Consider the following 19,049-nt stretch of genomic DNA (forward strand, 5'->3'; position numbering starts at 1 on the left):
TGTGCGGGCGACGCTGCGGTTGTCCTGCGCGTCGATGTCCACGGCGAGACGATACGAAGGACCAGGGCTGCTTGAAGGAGTTGGGCTTGCAAAGGGAAATCAATCAGGTCGCGGAGACCACCGAAGGCATCGCGTTCATGGGCCTGGCGTACCCTGCAGGGGACGTCGGTGCGGCGGTCGGAAGCCTCTATCGGCTCGCCCCCGGCAGCAAGGCCGGCGATCAGGCCGTCCACATCCTCTCGACCAACGATGCGCTTCGTGTGCTGTGGGTGTCTCCTGCCGACAGCCTCTGGGTAGGCAGCGCCGACGGGCGTGTGGGCACCACCGCATCGACGGGGTGGGCGGCGGCCGAGGGAGACCTGGCGTACGAGGCATTGAACGGAGGGCCGGCCTGGACGGTCTCGACCCTGCCCCGCGACCGTGTCAAAGGCTTGCTACCCAATATCACCGCCATGTGGGGCAGCGCGGACGACGACGTTCATGTGGGCGTGCACGGCGGACACCTGTACCACTGGAATGGCAAGCAATGGACCCAGACGCGAGACGGCGACGGCACGGCCGACCAGACGATCCGGACCATCCGTGGGCATGCAGCCGATGATGTCTACGCGGTGGGGGCTGTCGGCACGCTGCTGCACTACGACGGGCAGCGGTGGCGCAATCTGCCCATTCCCGGGACACCCACGGAAGGGGAATCGCTCGGTGGGATCGCCTTGCTGCCTGACCGGACCGTGATGGTTTGCGCATCCGGCGTCCACGGACGGCTCTTGCGTGGCAATGCCGCGGGCTTCACGGAGTTTGGCCGCTATCCCATGCAACTCAACAGCGTGGCGGCACTGGGCGATCGCCTGCTGTTCGCAGCTTGGGACGGCGTGGCGGAGCTCTTCGGACGCGAGGTCCGCATCGTCAAGGACAACTTCAAGACGGCGGGTGCGTTCGAAGGTCGAGGCCGTGTGTTCTTCACCGAGCCCGCCGCGCCCCGTATGCAGTACATCGTGCATGACCCGGCCAACCAGGCGACGCCCTGGACTCGCAGCAAGTTCTGAGTCGGGCCACCGGAAGGCGCCGGCTTCCGGAGTCCGCCGTCCAACGAGTCTTCGGATTCACCTTTGCTTCCTCCTTGATTGACGAGCTACCTTCCCGACAGGCGCATTGAAGCCTTGGGCCGGCCCCAAGCCAAGGTCATGGCTGTGGACATGGATTCGCCTTGCGATCGGCGTGGCCGACAGCCTGGTATCGACGCTGTTCGGCATTCCAGTGCAGCGTGGGAAGCTCATACGCCCCACCGACGCTCGGCGTGCCGACATGGACGCGAATCTCCTGCGGAACGCCGTCCAACCAACGCCCGTGCCTGAGCTCGAGCATGGCCGGCTGATCCCACGGAAAGAGCTGATCGATGCCGCCGACACAGCGAAACTCGCTGTCCACCAGCAACGGTGTCGGGAAGCTCTCCCACGGCGCGTTGGCCGGTCTGCCTTCGTAATAGGCGGATGCAAAGATGGTGACCAGCGCCACCTGCGGCCGTGCACCGGGCGCCGCCAGTTCGCAACGGCGGGTCGCCGCCAGGTAAGGCGTCCACGCGGCTGGCAAGCGGTCCCGATCCTTCGCTTCCAGCTGCGTGCAAGACCCCGGCTGTAACTTCCGCCAGGCGTCAACCGGCTTTCCGGCACCCTTCGCGGATGCAAGCTCAGACCATGCAGGTGTGCCCAGCAGGATGCCAGCGGCCATCAATACCCTTGGGATGGTCGCCCATCCGCTGGTGCAGGTTGGAGATAGTTCCAGGCCCATTCAGTTTTTCGACTCGTTCAGATCGATATCGCCCGCGGTATGCCGCAGGTCCGTTCATGGTGACGTCTCGATCCGAGTATCGGACAGGCGGCCATGATGCGACACTCTTCCGATGCCAACACCCAAGAGCGTCGCGCGCTATCCCGTTGTTCTCTCCTGGCGCTCTGCCGGCTCAGCATCGCTCGACGACGCGCCTGGGCTCGAGCTCTTGTGGAAGACCTGGAATGACCAGCTGTCGTCCATGGAGTCAGTGGCCAGCGGCCGCGGCTGGCAGATCGAGCCGCTGGCATTCGGTGCACCGGTTTCCGGAAAGACGCTGAATGCACTCGATGCCAAACTGATGCGGCGCACGGGACGCCCGTTACCCGCGCAACTGCGCTGGCTGCTGACCCGCGCCTCGTCCTGCGCCTTCGGCTGGCGCACCTCGGCCGAAGACGAGCCGGATGGCAAATTCGCCGCCTGTTACGCAGGCGGCGCAGGAGCGCTCTGGGACGTGGAGCAGATCGACCCCACCGGCCAGGCCTTGTCCAGTTGGGTTGACGGCTGGGTGGAGGACCTGCGGGAAAACGAGGAGGACGCCGAGGCCACCGCGATGCAGGCGCTCTGGGATCGACATCTGCCATTCCTTCACCTGCCCAACGGTGATCTGCTGGTGCTGGACCTGAGCAGCGACGACCCTGCTCGCCAGCCCGTGCGCTATTTCAGCCATGAACGGGACGGCCTGCACGGTCATGTGCTCGCTGCCGACCTGTTCGAATTCCTCAGCGGCTGGATGGCCCTGGGCTGTGTGGGCTCGACCTGGCATTGCTGGGATCTGTTCACGGCCGACGAGGGGCCCGAGCGCGTGCGCCTGGACACCGCAGGCCCGGCCGCCGAGCGCTGGCGCATGTGGCTGGCCGACGACCCAGCGTTCGCCCCGGAGGGGGGCGTGATGCGCCCCAAGCCCGTACGTGCGAGCACGTCGGCCGATTTCGCATTGCTCGAGGCCGCGGTCAAGGGAGACATCCGCGCCGCAGAAACGGCGATTGCCGCGGGTGCCCGGCTGGACTGCGCGGACCTGGACGATCACTACAACGACGAGAACACGGCCGTGGTCCTTGCCGCTAAGCGCGACGATCTTGCGATGCTGGAGTGCCTGTTGCGCCATGGTGCCTCGCTCGCGCCTCACAAGCTACCGCTCGTGGCCGCCATGACCACGGCGCAGGCCCCGACGCTGCTATGGCTGATCCGCGCCGGCGCCCGCATCGATCCCTGGCCCGAAGAGCGCTTCGCGGCCCTGCACCGGCTGCTGGACGCTGAACAGCTGTCAGACGGCGAGTACTTCGCTGTACTCGACGCCATGCTGGCTGCGGGAGCCAACCCCAACGTAGGGTGGGACACCGCATCCAGCGGAGCGTCGACCACGATGCTGATGCGCACAGGCCCCATGAGCCAGGCCCGTCTGCTGGCTGCCGGCGCCGATCCACATATGCGCGACCTGCAAGGTCGGACGGCCATGCACCATGCGCGCTCGCCGGAGCAGATCAAGCTACTGGCCGATCACGGCCTGGATGCGAACGACTTTTCCCGCCCTCCGCCCGGTGACACGGGCACCACCCCTTTGCAGGATGTGCTGGGTGAATGGTCGGAGACAGCACCCGCCGAGGCCGTACAGGCCTTCCTGTCGGCCGAGGCCGATCCAGCCCTGACGGACTCATTGGGGAACAACGCCTGGGCATACTGCAGGCACCTCACATGCGCCCAGCTGCTGGCCAAACATCTGCCCTTCGATCCCGCCTGGCGTAATGCGCGGGGCCAGACCTGCCTGCATTTCGCGGTGGAACAGGGGCAGCGCCTCTATGTCCATTCCATTACCTTGTGGCCCCAGCTGGTGCGCTGGGGGCTGGAGATCGACGCTCAGGATGCCGACGGCAACACGGCGCTGCACCTCATGGCCGGGTATGTCGACAGCGAGCACGACTTGCCCAGCGTGCAACAGTTGATCGATATGGGGGCCTCGTGGGAGGTCCGCAACCATGTAGGCAAGACACCGAGGGACCTGCTCAAGAAGAAGTACCGGACTTCGGCTGGCGCCTTGCGGAAGCGATAGGCGCCCGGGTCACCACTTCGACCCGGTATCTGGCGATGAGGAGTGCAAAGAAGGCGCCAAGTATGTAAGCGCGCGGCGAACCCGTCTTGACGACGGCGCGGATCAGCAAGCCGTGGTTGGCAACCAGCGATGCGGCAGCAGCTCTGCAATACAGCTGGCCGGGTATGTAGGAGTGGGTGACGCCTACCGAATTCGCCCGCCGTTGCTGGCTGCAGGCAGCAAGGTTGATGTCAGAGGAGCCGGGAGTTTCTATCCCGAGAGGTACTGATTCGGGGACAGACTCTCCCATCTGAACATCGGGCTCAAGGCTCAACTTCCCTGCCGGAGTGTTCCCGTCCCGGTCCCACCTGTCTGGCCCACGCCCGTGCCGGTTTGCCGCGGGACCAGACCGATCCAGGCAGCGATATCCCGACCATCTTTGAACGCCGTTGGCGAGCCCATGCTGGAGACGACAGCCGTGGCCCTCGTGAGCTCGACGCCGGGAATCTCGGCCACTGCCTTGCACGCACTACTCTGGCGCAGCTGATGCGCGAGGCGACGCTCGATGGCTCCGATGTTCGCGTGCAGTTGCCGCCCAGTGTCGGAAACGCCATGTGCTCCAGCTCTTGGCATGGGAGTTTCCGGGCCGATGGGTCATCGATAAAGACGCTCAGGATGCGGGTGGGAATGTCGGCGTCGGACAATCGCCTGCAGCCCGCACATGCGCCAAGCCGGCGAAGGCTCCAGCGCCACCGCGCCGGCGTCGATACGATGTCGCACCACGTGGAAGAACTGCGTGCTGCTGCTGTCGAACTCGGCCGGGAGCGATCGAGCCGGGTACAGTCTTGCGGATGCACAGACTGGCCTGCTGCGCCCTTGCCGCACTCGCACTCATGAGCTCCATCCCGCCCGCCCAAGCCACTCGCCCTGCTGCCGGCCAGGAAGTCGACGAATCGCGTTCGATCGAGCTTCCGGGCGAGCTTCCCCGGCCGTGCATCGCCGTGCCTGGCGGACAGGCCACAGTGCTGCTTTCGCGTCGCGAACTGGAGCAGATGGCCGCTGGTGCGCCGACCGCATGGGCCACCGAGGCCGAGCGCCAGGCGCTCATCCAGGGTCGACGAGCCGCCGCGGTGCTGAAGGCGGCGGGAGACGGATCGACTGCCGACGCCAACGGCTGCCAGGCGCTGCAGGGCCCTGCCGATTCCGACGCACAGCACGTGGTCGCGGACTTCCTGGAGCGGGGCATCGCATCCGTCCTGCTCTCCGGCAAGGCTCAGCCCCGGATCACGGTCCGCTACCTCGGCTTGAAATGCGGGCCGACCTGCGGCAGGGGCGACATCCTGTTCCTTGTGCCGGGCGAGCCGGGTCCGTTCTTCGTGGTGCCGTGGTGGGTGTCGTGACCGCTGTCGACCGGGCAGCAGCAGCCTCAGCTGCTCTCCAGGCTCCCGTGCACACGGGAGAAATCGCCTAGCGCCAGGTCCTTCTCGTGGATGCTGAAGGTGAAGGTGCCCGCGTCCCAGAAGCAGAAGCCCGGGTTGCCGTCGGAGCACAGCGTCAGCAGGTTGACCCACTCCACGGGCAGCCCGCCCTTCTCGCGCGATGCCTGCTCCTGCGGATTCTCGTGCTGCGTGAAGACGTGGGCGTTCATCAGGTGAGCGGCGTTCCGGCGCTCGCCGTCGCCAGCCAGTTCGGCTTCGAGTGCCCAGTAGGCCTCCTGCAGCGCGTCGTCCCTGTCGATCTCCAGCAGCACGGTGTCGTCGCCCAGCAGACGCCCGTTGCCGGCGTTGTAGAGATTCGGCAACGACACGGTGACCTCGACGCTGATCTTGTAGCCCTCGTACCCATCGGACACGCTACAGCCGTCGGCGAACTCGGCGTCTTCCGGCCAAGCGTGCGTGCGCAGCGCGTCGGCCGGCGCATCTGAATACAGCACGCGCACGCCGTCGTCTTCTTCCTGGCCTTCGCCGAAAAAATAGAGGCGGCCCGAGCGCGGCAGCCACGGTTGCAGCGGCGCGATGTCGGCCAGGTCGATCTGCGCGTAGAAGCGCCAGGGTTTTCCGTCGGTCGCGGGGTAGTCGATGTCGGGCGGCAGGTCGGGCCTGCCGCCGATGCGGCTGTTGCCCAGGCTCGCGTAGTCTTCGGGTTCCACGGTGCGCAGGCGCAGCGCCTGGCGCGCATGGCGCAGGAGTGCGTCTTCGTAGCGCTGGAGGCCGTGCCGCGCGAGGGCCTCGCCCAGCAGCGCCACATGCCGCGGACTGCCGCGTGCCATGAGGGCCTCGCGATCCACCACGGCCTCGACCTCGGGGCGGTAGCGGATGTCGCGAAACAGGGCTTCGTTCTTTCTCTCGACGTCGACCTTTTCGATGTTCCTCAGCGTGGCCGGTAGCGACTCGAAGGGGTTCTTGTTGATACTCAGGTACATGAGGGCCGGCAGGTTGCCCACGGACTCGGGCAAAGTCGAAAGCCGGTTTCCGTCGAGCAACAGGCGCTGCAGACGCACGAGCCGAGAGATGCTGTCAGGCAATGCCTCGATGCGGCAGTACTCGAGCGAGAGCACTTCCAGCGATTCGAGCGCACCCAGGCCATCGGGGAGGCGTGAGAAGACAGGGCTGCGCAGGTACAGCTCGCGAAGCCGGGTCAGCGTGCAGAAGGATTCCGGGAACGTGGTGGCCGAGTTCGCCGTATCAGTGCCCCACGCATGCTGCAGCGACAGGTGCTCGAGCCGGGTGAAGCGCAGCAGTTCGTCGCGCCAGCGGCCGTTCCAGTCGCCGATGAACAGCCGGCGCACGCGCTCGGGCGGAACGTCCATCGCCTCTTCGAAGCTGCCGTAGGTGTACGGGCGCACTTCGACCTCTCCCGGCGGGCAATGCCACACCACATGCACCGGCACACCCTGCGCGTCCGTCTCGTAGTCGTGCCGCAGCAGGCCCTGCAGTTCGATGCGGTCGGGGCGCAGGTCGATCTCGCCGAAGAAGCGCGTGCCGAAGTCGAAGCCCTTCTCCCAGAGCGCGAAGAAGCCGTTCGTCGGCTGGTTCTGGAGATAGCTGATGCGCCGCTTCGGCGTGTCGTGGTTGTCGTAGAAGTGGAAGGTCGACGACCGGAACGAGGGAGCGATCCGGCCGGCCCCGGGATTGTCGGAGCCCTCCGGGTCGAAGGGCGGCGTGTGCCGCGCCTCGTCGTAGCCGACGGGCCGGGCCTTGAGGTGGAAGGACATGCCACCGTCCTCAAACGCGACCTCCGTCTCGGGGTCGAACTCGAATGCGCATTTGCCGATCTGGAACTTGTTGATGGACACGAGGGCTCCGCGGGGAAACTGGCTTCCGAGCCTATCAGCAGGCGCAAGGCCCTGGTAGTTCTTGAAGGTGGCTGCGATTCCTTTGCGCGCATGCATCAGGGAGGCCCGCATCCGATCATCTTCTCTTTAGAAGCCATGGGCTGCTGCCGGTCTCATAGACACCGACCTCAGCTTTTTGAGCTTTCTCGAACTCTACCGGACTGACGTAGCCGAGCGTCGAATGACGGCGCGTCGGGTTGTAGAACCGCTCGATGTAATCGAACACGTCGGCGCGGGCCTGTTCTCTGGACCGGTACACCTTTCTGGCTGTGCGCTCAGTCTTCAGTGAACTGAAGAAGCTCTCCATGGCCGAGTTGTCCCAGACCTCACCCGCGCGGCTCATGCTGCAGGTGATGCCTTGCTCCTTCAGCAGCTCCTGGAAGTGCTCGCTGGTGTATTGGCTTCCTTGGTCGGAGTGATGCAGCAACGCGACCGGCTTGCCCCGGCGCCACACTGCCATCATCAACGCATCGGCCACCAGCTGCGAGGTCATGCTGTTGACCTGCTCGGTTTAGTCGAGACAGTTTTTCTAGAAGACGGCGGGTTGCAGTTCTTTGTGGAGTTCCTATTTGAACTCCGCCGGCGTCAGGTATTGCAAGCTGCTGTTGGGACGTACCTCGTTGTAGTGATTGCGCCAAGCTTCGATCAGAACAGCGGCTTCGCGGCGTGAGCGGAACCACTCGATGGACAGGCAATCGTCGCGGAACTTGCCGTTGAAGCTTTCGTCGGTGCCGTTCTGCCAAGGCTTTCCCGGATCGTTGAGCACGGTGGTGTTAGCGCCAGTGCAATCGAGACCAGCGGGGGGTGCCAATCGAACATTGACCGGGGGCTGGAGCTGGTTCCGCTAGGAGCCACCTGTGAATAACCATAGGGCGGATGCCTCGGTGGGCCCTCCTCTTTTTTGAACCGGTGGTTGGTATTGCCGACCCTTCAGGCGAGGCCCCTTCCTCCACGACCTCGCTCATCTGGGCGGCCGCTGCCCTCCTGGTCTGCTCGCGCGTTTCGATGCACCCCTTGGCTTCGTGCGTGCTGTGGCGGAAGCGGTAGGACTCGTTGCCCGTCTCGATGATGTGACAGTGATGGGCCAAGCGATCCAGCAGCGTTGTGGTCATCTTGGCGTCGCCGAACACACTGAACCCCTCCGCCAACGTCAGATTGGTGGTGATCGTCACGCTGGTGCGCTCGTACCGGGTCATGCGGGGGTGCGTACCGTCGCGGAGAAGTATGGCTTCCTGCACATTGGCCATTTCGCGGCCCAGTACCGCTCGCGCTTCGGCGAACGACCGTGCGAAACGCGAACGCTGCGCGCACCCTGAGGCTGCCGTGACACCTTGCGCCAGCCCGTGTCATGGCATTCCCCCCCACGCCGCCGAACGCGCTTCCGCACACTTTCTCTGGCGGTGGGCACGTGGCACCGCTCGACGTGCAGACTCTTGAGCGATGTCTTACGCCATTCGGCCCTGCCGGAGCGCGGCGTCGACCCGATGCCCGGATGGTCGGGGCCCGCATGGCCGCGCAAGGCCACGGTGAGCTCAGCGGTCCCGCCGGACCACATTCCTTGCCACGGAGCGCGCGACATCGACGAACTTGAGCAACAGGGGATCGCGATTGTCCGTGCGAAAGACGAGTTCAATGTCGCAGACGATCTCCAGGCCTGAGACCCTTTTCAGCACGATGTTCGATGGACATTGCTGCTGGTACGACGCAGGCACCACCGCGCAGCCGACGCCCGTTGCCACCAACCCCATCAAGGCCGGCATGTCGGCGGCCGTCGGGCTTGCAAGCGACTTGACCCCGGCCAGTTCGAATGACCGGACGACCATGTCGTACAGGAATGGCGATCGATCCCTTGGGAAAAGGACGAAGCGCTCCGTCGATAACTGGCTGAGGCGCCGGACTCGCCCCTTCGCCAGCGACACGGCGCGAGGCATGGCGACAACCATCTCGTCGCGGTGTATCAGTTCGCCCGCGAGTGTCGGATCAAGAAGCGAGCGCCACACCACGAGGCCCGCATCCAACTTGCCCTCTTTGATCGCCGCCATCTGGTTGTTTGACAGTTGCGTCTCCAGGGCGATCGTGACTTCCGGCGAATCCTGCGTAAAGACCTGAATCGCACTGCCAAGTGCCGGCAGTGCGCTGTGGCCCGGCATGACGCCGACGCGCAGGGTACCGACGCTTCCCGTCGCCGCTTGCGCGACATGCTGCTGCAGTTCATTCGCATCCTGCAACACGCGCGCGGCCCGCCCGACGAGCTCCCTGCCCGCGCGGGTCAATGCGACACCGCGAGGGAGACGGTCGAACAGCCGACTGCCCATCTGGTCCTCGATCGATGCAATCTGTCGCGACAGGGCGGGTTGCGCGATGTGCAGAACGCGGCTGGCCGCCGCCACGCTTCCGTGCTCAGCGACGGCCAGAAAGTAGCGAAGTTGGCGGAGCTCCATGTATGCCTCAAGGGTATATGCGGGATCGGAATTCGGTAATTGTGACGGCCAGATGTCCTGCCTAGCATCGATGTCAACACACATTTCACTCAGAGCACGCATGAATCTTTCGAGCGACGTAGCAGACGCTTCGAACCCGATCCTTCGCGATTCGGGCAAGAGTCGCCGCAGCCTCTGCGCCCTGAATCCGCAGAGCGCCTCGGCGTTCACGCGCATCGATTTCGACAAGCCGGGCCGTCAGATCGGCTTCTTCCATATCCCTCAGTCACCCGACGAGGACGCATGGGGAACCGTTCGAGTGCCGCTCGCCGTGCTTGCGAATGGAACAGGGCCCACCGTTGCCCTCGAGGCGGGCAATCACGGGGACGAGTACGAAGGACAGATCGTCCTGGGCGAACTCATCCGAAACCTCGATCTCTCGCGGCTGCACGGTCGCCTCATCGTCGTACCGGCCATCAACAGTCCGGCCGTAGACGCCGGCCGGAGGACCTCGCCGCTGGACGGGCTCAACATGAATCGCGTCTTTCCCGGGGATCATGCGGGATCGATCACTCAGCAGATCGCCGCCTTCGTCAGCGACGAGGTCCTCGGCCGAAGCGACGCGCTGCTGACCTTGCACTCAGGCGGTTCGTCGATGGACATCGCACGTTGCGCCATGGTCCAGTCGTCGAGCGATGCGCGCTTGACCCAGCGCAGTCTGGAAGCGGGCCAGGCCTTCGGAGCGCCGCTGGTGATGGTGAGCGATGCGCTGGGCGACACGCGCACCAGCATTGCTGCTGCCGTCGCCGCGGGGCTGACCTGCGTCGGTGCAGAGATGGCCGGCACCGGGAGCGTCAGCCAGATTGCCCTCGACACCTGCCGAAAAGGCGTCGTCAACGTGCTGCGTCACTGGGGCGTCCTGGATGGCCCCCTCTCCCCCACCGAGGTGGTCGCGGCGCCGATCTACCGGGTGCCGGGGATGGACGGGTTCGTCCTGGCGCCCAGCCACGGTGTCTTCGAATGCTTCCATGCCGTCGGCGACGGGGTGGAGACGGGCCAACCTGTCGGCCTGATTCACTCGCCGACCGACCCTGGACAAGTGCCCGTCGAGGTGCGTTGCGCGCACGCCGGGATCGTCTTCGCCCGACGCCATCCTGGTCGGATCCAGGCCGGCAACCTGTGCTGCGTCGTTGCTACGCGTAGCGATTGATCCGCGCCATCTTGTCCGTCGCCCCGATTGCCCTCCCCGCCTTGCATGCCCGCCAAATCCCACACCGCACATCATGAGCAACCCTACGGCCTCCCTTTTGCCCGGCAGACAGGCAGTCGCGCCGCCGAGCACACTCAAGGTGATCACCACCATCTCGATCGGCAACGCGCTCGAATGGTTCGAGATCGTTATCTACGGCTTTATGGCGGTCACGATCGCCAAGCTGTTCTTTCCGGCAGAGAACGCGGCGGTCTCGCTGCTGGTCGCTCTAGGCACCTTCGGTGTGACCTTCGTGATGCGGCCCGTCGGATCCGTCGTTCTGGGCGCCTATGCGGACGCGGCCGGCCGAAAACGCGCATTGAGCCTGTCCATGGGTCTCATGCTCTGCGGCACCTTGCTCGTCGCGGTGACGCCGACCTTCGCCCAGATCGGCTTGTGGGCGCCGGCGATCCTGATCGTTGCACGCCTGATCCAGGGCTTCGCGGCCGGTGGCGAATTCGGTAGTGCGACGGCGCTACTTGCCGAACAGGATCCGAAACGCCGCGGTTTCTTCGCCAGCTGGCAGTTTGCCAGCCAGGGCATCACCACCTTCGTTGCGGCCAGCTTCGGCATCGGATTGAACACGTTGCTGACGCAGGAGGAACTGTTGTCCTGGGGTTGGCGAATCCCCTTCGTCTTCGGATTGCTGATCGGGCCGGTTGGTCTCTACATCCGCCGGCATCTCGGTGAAGGCGCCGAGTTCGCCAGGTCCGTGCAGGAGCCGAGCCCGGTGCGCACGACGCTCATCGACCAGCGGGGACGCACCCTCACCGCCATGGGGCTGATCATTCTTGCCTCGATCCTCGCCTACACCGGCCTGTTCATGCCGACATTCGCGGTCAGACAGCTCGGTCTGCCACCATCCGTATCCTTTGCCGGGACCTTCTGGCTCGGCCTGCTCCAGTTCTTGCTGGTGCCCGTGTTCGGCAGCCTTTCCGACCGCATCGGGCGCGTTGCGCTGATGCGCACTTCGGCACTTTCGATGCTGGTCGTGATCGTCCCGCTGTTCTGGTTCATGGTGAACCATCCCTCCGTGGCCACGCTGATGCTCACGGTCACGGCCATCGGTGTGATCGCTTCGGCTTACTGGGGTCCGATCGCCGCCGCCATGTCCGAGCTCTTCCAGGCGACCACTCGGGGGACGGGGCTGTCGGTGAGCTATAGCCTGGGAGTGGCCATCTTCGGTGGCTTCGCGCCCTTTATCAGCGCCTGGCTGATCACGGCGACCGGCAGCAAGATCGCGCCGGCCTTCTACGTCGTCTTCGGTGTCCTTGTCAGTCTCGTAGCCCTGCGCAGCGCCCGCCGCTACGGCGTTCGCTAGTCGCCCCAACCCTCACACCCATACCCATACCCATACCCATACCCATACCCATACCCATACCCATACCCATACCCATACCCATACCCATACCCATTTCGATCATCATGAAGACCATCCATCTCGCGCTCATCGCTTCACTTGTCGGCCCGTCCGGTGCGCTGGCCCAGTCGGTCCAGGTCGTGCGCCTCGGCCATGTCGGGCCGACTTCGGGCGGGATGGCGCACTATGGCAAGGACACGCGCAACGCGGCCGTGATGGCCATCGACGACCTGAACGCCCAAGGCTTGGTCATCGCTGGCAAACGAATCGAGTTTCAACTCGAAACCGAAGACGATGCCGGTGATCCACGCCAGGGCACGCTTGCTGCGCAGAAGCTCTGCGATTCCGGCGTGGCAGCCGTCATCGGCCACATCAACTCGGGTTCCGCCATCCCCGCATCGCGCATCTACCGAGACTGTGGCATTCCGTTTCTCAGTCCTGGTTCCACAAATCCCAAACTCACCCAACAGGGCTACAAGAACACGTTCCGCATGCTGGCGAGCGACAAGGCGCTGGGAGCAGCCGTAGCGACTTATGCAGCGAGGGAGTTGAAGGTGAAGACGGTTGCCCTGGTTGACGATCGCACGGCCTACGGTCAGGGGGTCAGTGAGGTTTTCAAGGCGCGCGCCAAAGCGGCTGGCATCGAAGTGGTTGCCGAGGAGTTCACGAATGACAAGGCGACTGACTTCTCTGCGATCCTGACAAAGATCAAAGGCAAGAACGTGGACGCCATCTTCTTTGCAGGCGGGGATGGCCAGGCCGGCCCGATGCTGCGCCAGATGCATCAGCTCGGCATGAGCGACACGCGCATGCTCGGTGGAGACGGCATCTGCACGAGCCACCTGGGCGAACTGGCCGGAAACGCGCCGCCTCTGTCCCGTGTGGTGTGCGCCGAGGGCGGTGCCTCGCTGGCACGAATGCCGGGCGGGAACGAATGGAAGAAGCGCTATGACGCTCGCTTTCCCAATGAGTACGTCTTGTTCTCGCCCTACACCTATGACGGATTCATGGTCGTCGCCGACGCGATGAAGCGGGCGAACTCCGTGGAGCCGGGCCAGTTCGGCCCCAGGATTTTCGCCGCCGATCTCAAGGGCGTCTCGACGCACGTCCGCTTCGATGAAGCGGGGGACCTGCAGGCTCCCGCGATCACTCTCAACAGTTACAGGAACGGCGTGAAGACGCCTTTGGAGTGAGCAGGATGGATGCCCCTCTCCATTCGGTAGTTCTCGATGGGCGCAGTCTCGATGCTCGCGCCCTGGTCGCGATTGCCCGCTTCAATGCGCCGGTGCAACTGGGGGCGGCGGCACGCGCCCAGCTGCAGGCAACGAGGCAGTACATCGATCATCACTGGCTCACAGACGATGCGCCGCTGATGTATGCCTTCAACACAGGTGTGGGGGCTTTCAAGAACGTCCGGGTCGGCGCGGATCAGATCGCGCAGTTCCAGACCAATCTCATCCGTGCGGCGTCGGCGGGCACTGGGGAGCCCGTGCCTACGGAAGTCGTGCGTGCAATGATGGCACTGCGCGTGAACGCCTTTGCCAGTGACTATTCGGGCGTGCGCCCGGCGATCGTGGATCGCCTGGTCGCCATGCTCAACCACGGCATCACCCCGCGGATCGCGGCGCAAGGCAGCGTGGGCGCGAGCGGAGACTTGGCACCCCTCGCGATGATGGCCGGCGCCATGATGGGGCTGTCGCAGAGCAAGGTCGACTTTCAGGGCCGGGCGATGGCGGCCGCCGACGCTTTCATGGCGGCGGGAATGGCCGCGACGATGGATGTCCAGGCCAAGGACGCCACGGCCCTCATCAACGGGACCGCGGCCTCGCTGGCGTATGCGGTCTTGACGGCACACGACGCGCGACGGCTGCTGAGCGACGCCACGATCTCGCTGGCCTTGTCGCTGGAGGCACTTCGCTGCGAAACCTCTTGCTTCGACGAACGCGTGATGCTGGCGCGTCCCCATCCCGGGCAACGCGCCGTGGCTGCATCGATGCGCCGGGTGCTGGACGGCACGCAACGCTGCAGCGAAGGAGCCCGCCAAGTGCGTCTGCGCAGCATGGCTGGGCTCGATGACACGCTAGCGGGGTCGCCGCACGTGCCGCCGATCCCACCGCGCATCCAAGACGCCTACTCCTTGCGCTGTGCGCCGCAGGTGCATGGACCCGTGTGCGACGCACTGGACTACATCGACCGCATCCTGGCGACGGAGATGAACAGCGCAACGGACAACCCGTTGATATTCAAGGACGATCCAAGCTACCAGGTCGTCTCGGGCGGACACTTCCACGGGCAGTACATCGCGCAGGCGATGGACCTGCTGGCGTTGGTCATCACGGACCTGTCGGCCATCTGCGATCGCCGCAGTGCCCGTCTCGTCGATCCCGCCTGCAATTTCGATCTGCCCGCCGGACTGGTCGCCGAGCGCGCGGGCGTGAACACCGGCCTGACGGGCGTCCAGAGCATGGGCACGGCCCTGGTCCTAGAAAACATGGGTCTTTGCAGCCCCGCGAGTGCGACAAGTCTGCCCGCCAAGGGCAACACCGAGGATCACATCAGCAATTCGTGCGTTGCGGCGCGACGCTCGCGCACGGTGGTCCGGAATGCGCAGACGGTGGTTGCGGTCGAGATGCTGCTGGCCACGCAGGCGCTGGACTTAGCCGAGCGAGACCTGGCGGCATTTCACGTCGGGACCGGCACCCAGGCTGCCTGGGACGCCGTGAGGGTCCACCTGCCTGCATCGCTTGGAAATGATCGTTGGGTCTTCGAGGACATCGAGATCCTCAGGTCCCTGGTAGAGGATGGGAGCATCTTGCGCGCCGTCGAAGATGCCGTCGGGCCGCTATGGCCCCAGACGGGCCTGTCTTGAGCATTCTCATTCCTCCAAATCGCAATCCACCCTTCAGGACACGTGCATGAAGAAACCAACAGACAGCCGAGAGCCGCCGAACGGGCGCCGCCATGCCATGCTCTGCGCCCTGAGCTGTGCGGCGGCGCCCTTGGCTGCGATGGGCGCGCAGGAGGACAGGCCTGTACCGGCAGGTCCGGTGGTGTGGCGTGGGCTGACTCAGAAGCAGCTCGACCAGGCCTTCGACCAACTCGCTTATGCGCCCAATAGCCAGCAGGTGCTGCACCGCTACCGCAGCCGAAGTGACGACGTGGCAGGCAGGCTCGTAGCACCGCAGCGTCTGCAGTACGGCGCCTCGGCGAGTGAGTTCGTGAACATCTACCGGACGAGCCGCCCGAACGCGCCCGTCCATGTCTTCGTCCATGGTGGTGCGTGGGTGATCACCGACGCCAGGGACTATGTCTTCCTGGCCGAGATGTTCGTGAATTCGGGCGTCCACTTCGTGATCCCTGACTTTGCCTCGGTCAAGGACCTCGCCGGCGACCTGGTGGCCCTCGCCAGGCAAGTCCGGGAAAGCATCGCATGGATAGCACGACATGCATCGACGTTCGGGGGTGATGCCAAGCGGCTGCATTTCTCGGGTCACTCGTCAGGGGCACACCTCTTGGCGGTCGCGCTCACGCACGATTGGAAGACAGAGCAGGGCATCTATCCGGATGGTTTCCGATCCGCACTGCTACTCAGTGGCATCTACGACCTTGAACCCGTCAGCCTGTCCGAGCGAAGCAGTTACGTTCGGCTTACCGACAAGCAGGTGGTCGCCGCGCTCAGTCCCCTGCAGAATGCGTCCCATTTTGCCTGCGCCGCCACCGTCGGGCACGGCTCGCTGGACACACCAGAGTATCAGCGGCAATCCCGCGCGTTGGTCGATGCGTTGATCGGAAGTGGCCGCAAAGCCCAGCTGATCAAGGCCGAGTTCTACAACCACTTCGAACAACTCGAGACCCTGGGAAATCCGTATGGCACGTTCGGTCGCGCGGCCTTGGATTTGATCAGGACTGAATGACCCCCAAATCACATGAAGTAGCCTAACGCAAGGAGTTCAGCTTGCCTGATGCAGCCATGGCATTGCGAGTGCAGGTCGCAACCGTGTCTAAGTCCATCCTTTCGCGGATGATTGCTATCCGTTCTGACTTAGGGAACGTCTGATCAAGTCGTAAATTGGCTTGTCGGCGAAGGTTCGTGGTTGGGCCGTTGCGCTCGCAGGCTCGTCTCACCGAGGATCCCATGCGTTTGAGAGCCCCCGTGGCCCCTTCACGTTGCCTGCGGGCGCACCTGCACCATCATCGCAATCAGTTTCCTTCTGGCCATCCACAGGTTCGACAGCGCAAACAGCGTGATCACATGCGCCGTGTTCTTGGCCAGCCCCTTGAACCTCACCTTCGCCAGGCCGAACTGCCGCTTGATCACCCGGAACGGGTGCTCCACCTTCGCCCGGATGCTGGCCTTCTGGAACTCCTGCCTGCGCGCTCTGGCCTTGGCTCGGCCCTCTGGCATCTTGGCCATGTCGCTGGGGCGCCCCGCAATGTGCCATCGCACATCCTGCTTCACTCGGCTCTGTGCTCCGCGATAGCCCGAGTCTGCCCACACCGCGTTTTCTTTGCCGTGCAGCAGATCGCTCACCTGCTCCACGTCCGCCTCGTTGGCTGCAGTGGTCGCCACCGTGTGCACCAGCCCCGAATCTGCGTCCACACCGATGTGAGCCTTCATCCCGAAGTGCCACTGGTTACCCTTCTTCGTTTGGTGCATCTCAGGGTCTCGCTCGCCGCTCTCGTTCTTGGTCGAACTGGGCGCCGCGATGATCGTGGCGTCAACGATGGAGCCGCGCTTCAGCAGCAGACCCTTCTTGGCCAGGTGGGCGTTGACCTGCTTGAAGATGTCCTCGGCCAGATCACTGGCCTCCAGCAGGTGACGGAAGTTCAGGATCGTCGTCTCGTCGGGAATCGACTCCAGCCCCAGCCCCGCGAACGTGCGCAGCGAGGCGATCTCGTAAAGTGCCTCCTCCATCGCCGGATCGCTCAGCGCGAACCAGTTCTGCATCAAGTGCACGCGAAGCATCGCTTCGAGCGGATACGGCCGGCGCCCACGTCCTGCCACCGGGTAGTGCGGTTCGATGACTTTGAGCAGTGCCCTCCAGGGCACCACCAGTTCCATCTCGGCAAGGAAAATCTCCCGGCGCGTCTTCTTCCTCTTACCCGCGTGCTCAGCATCCGAAAAACTGAACTGGCTCATCGTTGGCGATCCTTCAGCATCCGTGATCAACGTTCAGATTGGCCATCCGTGGACTTGATCAGACGTTCCTTAGAGGGTCAGCGTGGTCCAAACATGACATCGGGGCGCAGCGCGTATTTGATGCCCTTCAGGACCTCGGCACCCTCGTGTATCAGGCCATGTTCAAAGACCAAGGCTTGCCCCATACTGCCCATGACCTTTGCGCCTTCAAATCGAGTCGAGCCTCCTTCGTAGTCAGAGTTCAAATAAACCATGAATGTTAGGAGACTGATATCCCCGTTCGGCCGATGAAATGGAGCGTCTGAGTGCCATTTGAAGCGCTGGCCCGGGCTATAGCGATAAAGGCGAAAGCGTTCGTTTAGACCGATCGCTTTGCGCCCGTTTATCGCGCCGGGAATCATGCCTCGGGCACGCAGCCAGAGCGACTCTGAGAGTGCCGAATCATCAAAGACGTAGCGGTCGTTGTCTCGTGTCGCGGTGTCCACCTGCGTGCCGCGAGCCGTGATGATGGGAGCCGCCTCGAACCCATTTTCTTCACCTCGCCGAACAAGGGCCTCGCATTCGGCCAGGTCGACCAACCGGTCGATTACGAAAATCCCACTGGCTACATCGATTCGGTTCATGCGATACGTCAAGGTTTAAGAGCATGTGAATCCTGCAACAAAGGCGGATGACCGCTCCTGGCCGACTGTAGCCGGTCGCGACAGCATCGTGAACGGGCCCAAACCGGCTGTGCGGATTTCTCCAAACCTGACCCTCAAATTGGCGCGATGCAAGCGGACTTTGGCCGCGACCGGTAAAGACGGCGGGCTACGGTTGGTCCCCAGCCGTCGGGTCTCCCAGCCACCATCGCATGGTGCGCGCGGCAGCAATCTCGCCGTCACTCAGGCCTTCAGTCGCTTGCACAGATGCGAGCGCATCGATTGCCGCCTGCTTCCCAAGCACTCGGGCGAAATACTGGGGAAGTTGCTCGACGCTGAGGTCGTAGCTTGGCAGAGACGCTCGCATGCACTCGACCAAGTCAAATTCCTTGGTCGGCTCTGCTGTATCGAGCAATCTGCCAGCCAGCTCTTGCCGCTGAGACCGAAATTCTTTGGGCGCACCCTCGACGAAGACCGCGAACAGGCCTGCAAAAACCTCAGCGGGTGCACACCGGCTCAGCCGCGACCTGAGAAAAGCGAGTTGCTGGGGGTTGTCCGCTCCGAAGCGGTCTGCCGACTGGAGCACGGCAGCAAGAACGTCATCACGTTTCATTGGCCGCCCTTCAACTTCCGGTTATGGCCGCATTCTGCCGTCAGGCAGATGTTCGCCGTATCTCGCTAAATCGCATTCGCCGAAGGTCGCCCTGCGATTCAAGTTGACCGGATTCGACAAGCAGCCTGACCCGCTTCGCGAAGAAGGCGTCGGGAACCCCGCTTGGGAGGTCCCGCGTCGACAGCATCGCCATCCCGACCACGCGTGCGACCTTCCTCCAATCGTCGGAGACTTGCGAAAGAAGTGCCGTATCGACAAGCGCAAGTTCAGCTTGAGACAGCTTTGCAACCCGTGCGCCCTCTGCGGGCGAAAGCTCAGTGTTGTAAATTTCTTCGTTCACGGAGCTACCTGCAATGTCGTAGAAGCCCTCGGAGTCAAATCGGCAGCACCATTTGACGTGAGACCAAGTGCCCGTTGAGTTGGCCTCAACGACTCC

The 19,049-nt window shown here is 64.0% G+C and carries 16 protein-coding genes and 3 pseudogenes; 8 read left to right on the top strand and 11 right to left on the bottom strand.

Going from position 1 to position 19,049, the window contains the following annotated elements:
* Positions 1-86: 86 nt before the first annotated feature.
* The gene (locus tag G369_RS0117765; RefSeq protein WP_020723146.1) at positions 87-1,046 is read left to right on the top strand and encodes a WD40/YVTN/BNR-like repeat-containing protein; all 960 of its coding nucleotides are present in this window, start codon (positions 87-89) and stop codon (positions 1,044-1,046) included.
* Between the two features lie 136 nt (positions 1,047-1,182).
* Here G369_RS0117765 and G369_RS36005 read toward each other — a convergent pair whose 3' ends face one another.
* Positions 1,183-1,728 (bottom strand): hypothetical protein, encoded by a 546-nt coding sequence (locus G369_RS36005; RefSeq protein ID WP_019655369.1) that lies wholly within the window; start codon positions 1,726-1,728, stop codon positions 1,183-1,185.
* 172 nt (positions 1,729-1,900) lie between these two features.
* Between G369_RS36005 and G369_RS0117775 the strand changes: the two genes are divergently transcribed.
* The gene (locus G369_RS0117775) at positions 1,901-3,877 is read left to right on the top strand and encodes an SMI1/KNR4 family protein (protein WP_019655370.1); all 1,977 of its coding nucleotides are present in this window, start codon (positions 1,901-1,903) and stop codon (positions 3,875-3,877) included.
* 309 nt (positions 3,878-4,186) lie between these two features.
* Here G369_RS0117775 and G369_RS39910 read toward each other — a convergent pair whose 3' ends face one another.
* Positions 4,187-4,489, bottom strand: a complete 303-nt coding sequence (locus G369_RS39910; protein WP_080647860.1) for a transposase — start codon at positions 4,487-4,489, stop codon at positions 4,187-4,189.
* A 260-nt stretch (positions 4,490-4,749) separates the two neighbouring features.
* On the opposite strand from G369_RS39910, the gene G369_RS0117780 reads away from it, so the two are divergent.
* The gene (locus G369_RS0117780) at positions 4,750-5,256 is read left to right on the top strand and encodes a hypothetical protein (RefSeq protein ID WP_019655371.1); all 507 of its coding nucleotides are present in this window, start codon (positions 4,750-4,752) and stop codon (positions 5,254-5,256) included.
* 26 nt (positions 5,257-5,282) lie between these two features.
* On the opposite strand, the gene G369_RS0117785 is transcribed toward G369_RS0117780, so the two are convergent.
* The 5 genes and pseudogenes from G369_RS0117785 to G369_RS0117805 form a co-directional block, all read right to left on the bottom strand.
* Positions 5,283-7,151 (bottom strand): DUF1963 domain-containing protein, encoded by a 1,869-nt coding sequence (locus G369_RS0117785; RefSeq protein ID WP_157773726.1) that lies wholly within the window; start codon positions 7,149-7,151, stop codon positions 5,283-5,285.
* A gap of 115 nt (positions 7,152-7,266) precedes the next feature.
* Positions 7,267-7,683, bottom strand: a pseudogene (locus G369_RS36010) (IS3 family transposase); the annotation flags it as partial.
* Positions 7,684-7,755: 72 nt separating this feature from the next.
* A pseudogene (locus tag G369_RS36015) lies at positions 7,756-7,953 on the bottom strand (integrase core domain-containing protein); the annotation flags it as partial.
* A 217-nt stretch (positions 7,954-8,170) separates the two neighbouring features.
* Positions 8,171-8,377 (bottom strand): annotated as a pseudogene (locus tag G369_RS39495) (ATP-binding protein); the annotation flags it as partial.
* A gap of 345 nt (positions 8,378-8,722) precedes the next feature.
* Positions 8,723-9,631 (bottom strand): LysR family transcriptional regulator, encoded by a 909-nt coding sequence (locus G369_RS0117805; protein ID WP_019655376.1) that lies wholly within the window; start codon positions 9,629-9,631, stop codon positions 8,723-8,725.
* A gap of 100 nt (positions 9,632-9,731) precedes the next feature.
* Between G369_RS0117805 and G369_RS0117810 the strand changes: the two genes are divergently transcribed.
* From G369_RS0117810 to G369_RS0117830, 5 genes are all read left to right on the top strand, one after another.
* Positions 9,732-10,820 carry a succinylglutamate desuccinylase/aspartoacylase family protein gene (locus G369_RS0117810; RefSeq protein ID WP_019655377.1) on the top strand — a complete coding sequence of 363 codons (1,089 nt, stop codon included), beginning with the start codon at positions 9,732-9,734 and terminating at the stop codon, positions 10,818-10,820.
* A 73-nt stretch (positions 10,821-10,893) separates the two neighbouring features.
* Positions 10,894-12,180 (top strand): MFS transporter, encoded by a 1,287-nt coding sequence (locus G369_RS0117815; RefSeq protein ID WP_026346463.1) that lies wholly within the window; start codon positions 10,894-10,896, stop codon positions 12,178-12,180.
* 104 nt (positions 12,181-12,284) lie between these two features.
* Positions 12,285-13,412: a branched-chain amino acid ABC transporter substrate-binding protein gene (locus G369_RS0117820; RefSeq protein ID WP_019655379.1), complete on the top strand. Its 1,128-nt coding sequence runs from the start codon at positions 12,285-12,287 to the stop codon at positions 13,410-13,412.
* A gap of 5 nt (positions 13,413-13,417) precedes the next feature.
* Entirely contained in the window at positions 13,418-15,088 is a 1,671-nt protein-coding gene (locus tag G369_RS0117825; RefSeq protein ID WP_026346465.1) for an HAL/PAL/TAL family ammonia-lyase, read from the top strand.
* 46 nt (positions 15,089-15,134) lie between these two features.
* Positions 15,135-16,133: an alpha/beta hydrolase gene (locus tag G369_RS0117830; RefSeq protein WP_157773730.1), complete on the top strand. Its 999-nt coding sequence runs from the start codon at positions 15,135-15,137 to the stop codon at positions 16,131-16,133.
* A 248-nt stretch (positions 16,134-16,381) separates the two neighbouring features.
* Here the strand turns inward: G369_RS0117830 and G369_RS0117835 are convergent, their stop codons facing one another.
* The 4 genes from G369_RS0117835 to G369_RS37670 all read right to left on the bottom strand — a co-directional run.
* Positions 16,382-17,359 carry an IS5 family transposase gene (locus G369_RS0117835; RefSeq protein ID WP_019655382.1) on the bottom strand — a complete coding sequence of 326 codons (978 nt, stop codon included), beginning with the start codon at positions 17,357-17,359 and terminating at the stop codon, positions 16,382-16,384.
* Between the two features lie 77 nt (positions 17,360-17,436).
* Entirely contained in the window at positions 17,437-17,982 is a 546-nt protein-coding gene (locus tag G369_RS37355) for a 2OG-Fe(II) oxygenase (protein WP_019655383.1), read from the bottom strand.
* A 187-nt stretch (positions 17,983-18,169) separates the two neighbouring features.
* A complete protein-coding gene (locus G369_RS0117845) occupies positions 18,170-18,613 on the bottom strand; it encodes a hypothetical protein (RefSeq protein WP_019655384.1) in 444 nt (147 codons plus the stop codon).
* 40 nt (positions 18,614-18,653) lie between these two features.
* Positions 18,654-19,049, bottom strand: a 396-nt coding sequence (locus G369_RS37670; protein WP_208604395.1) for a DUF3658 domain-containing protein, incomplete at its 5' end; no start/stop codon positions are given.

The sequence above is a fragment of the Variovorax atrisoli 110B genome, assembly GCF_000382045.1.
Lineage (GTDB): Bacteria > Pseudomonadota > Gammaproteobacteria > Burkholderiales > Burkholderiaceae_C > Variovorax > Variovorax atrisoli.

Coding starts and splice junctions, on each gene's coding strand:
- G369_RS0117835 (WP_019655382.1), bottom strand. CDS start 17,359: ATGAGCCAGTTCAGTTTTTCGGATGCTGAGCACGCGGGTAAGAGGAAG.
- G369_RS0117820 (WP_019655379.1), top strand. CDS start 12,285: ATGAAGACCATCCATCTCGCGCTCATCGCTTCACTTGTCGGCCCGTCC.
- G369_RS37355 (WP_019655383.1), bottom strand. CDS start 17,982: ATGAACCGAATCGATGTAGCCAGTGGGATTTTCGTAATCGACCGGTTG.
- G369_RS0117810 (WP_019655377.1), top strand. CDS start 9,732: ATGAATCTTTCGAGCGACGTAGCAGACGCTTCGAACCCGATCCTTCGC.
- G369_RS0117815 (WP_026346463.1), top strand. CDS start 10,894: ATGAGCAACCCTACGGCCTCCCTTTTGCCCGGCAGACAGGCAGTCGCG.
- G369_RS0117805 (WP_019655376.1), bottom strand. CDS start 9,631: ATGGAGCTCCGCCAACTTCGCTACTTTCTGGCCGTCGCTGAGCACGGA.
- G369_RS39910 (WP_080647860.1), bottom strand. CDS start 4,489: ATGCCAAGAGCTGGAGCACATGGCGTTTCCGACACTGGGCGGCAACTG.
- G369_RS36005 (WP_019655369.1), bottom strand. CDS start 1,728: ATGGCCGCTGGCATCCTGCTGGGCACACCTGCATGGTCTGAGCTTGCA.
- G369_RS0117830 (WP_157773730.1), top strand. CDS start 15,135: ATGAAGAAACCAACAGACAGCCGAGAGCCGCCGAACGGGCGCCGCCAT.
- G369_RS0117780 (WP_019655371.1), top strand. CDS start 4,750: ATGAGCTCCATCCCGCCCGCCCAAGCCACTCGCCCTGCTGCCGGCCAG.
- G369_RS0117775 (WP_019655370.1), top strand. CDS start 1,901: ATGCCAACACCCAAGAGCGTCGCGCGCTATCCCGTTGTTCTCTCCTGG.
- G369_RS0117845 (WP_019655384.1), bottom strand. CDS start 18,613: ATGAAACGTGATGACGTTCTTGCTGCCGTGCTCCAGTCGGCAGACCGC.
- G369_RS0117825 (WP_026346465.1), top strand. CDS start 13,418: ATGGATGCCCCTCTCCATTCGGTAGTTCTCGATGGGCGCAGTCTCGAT.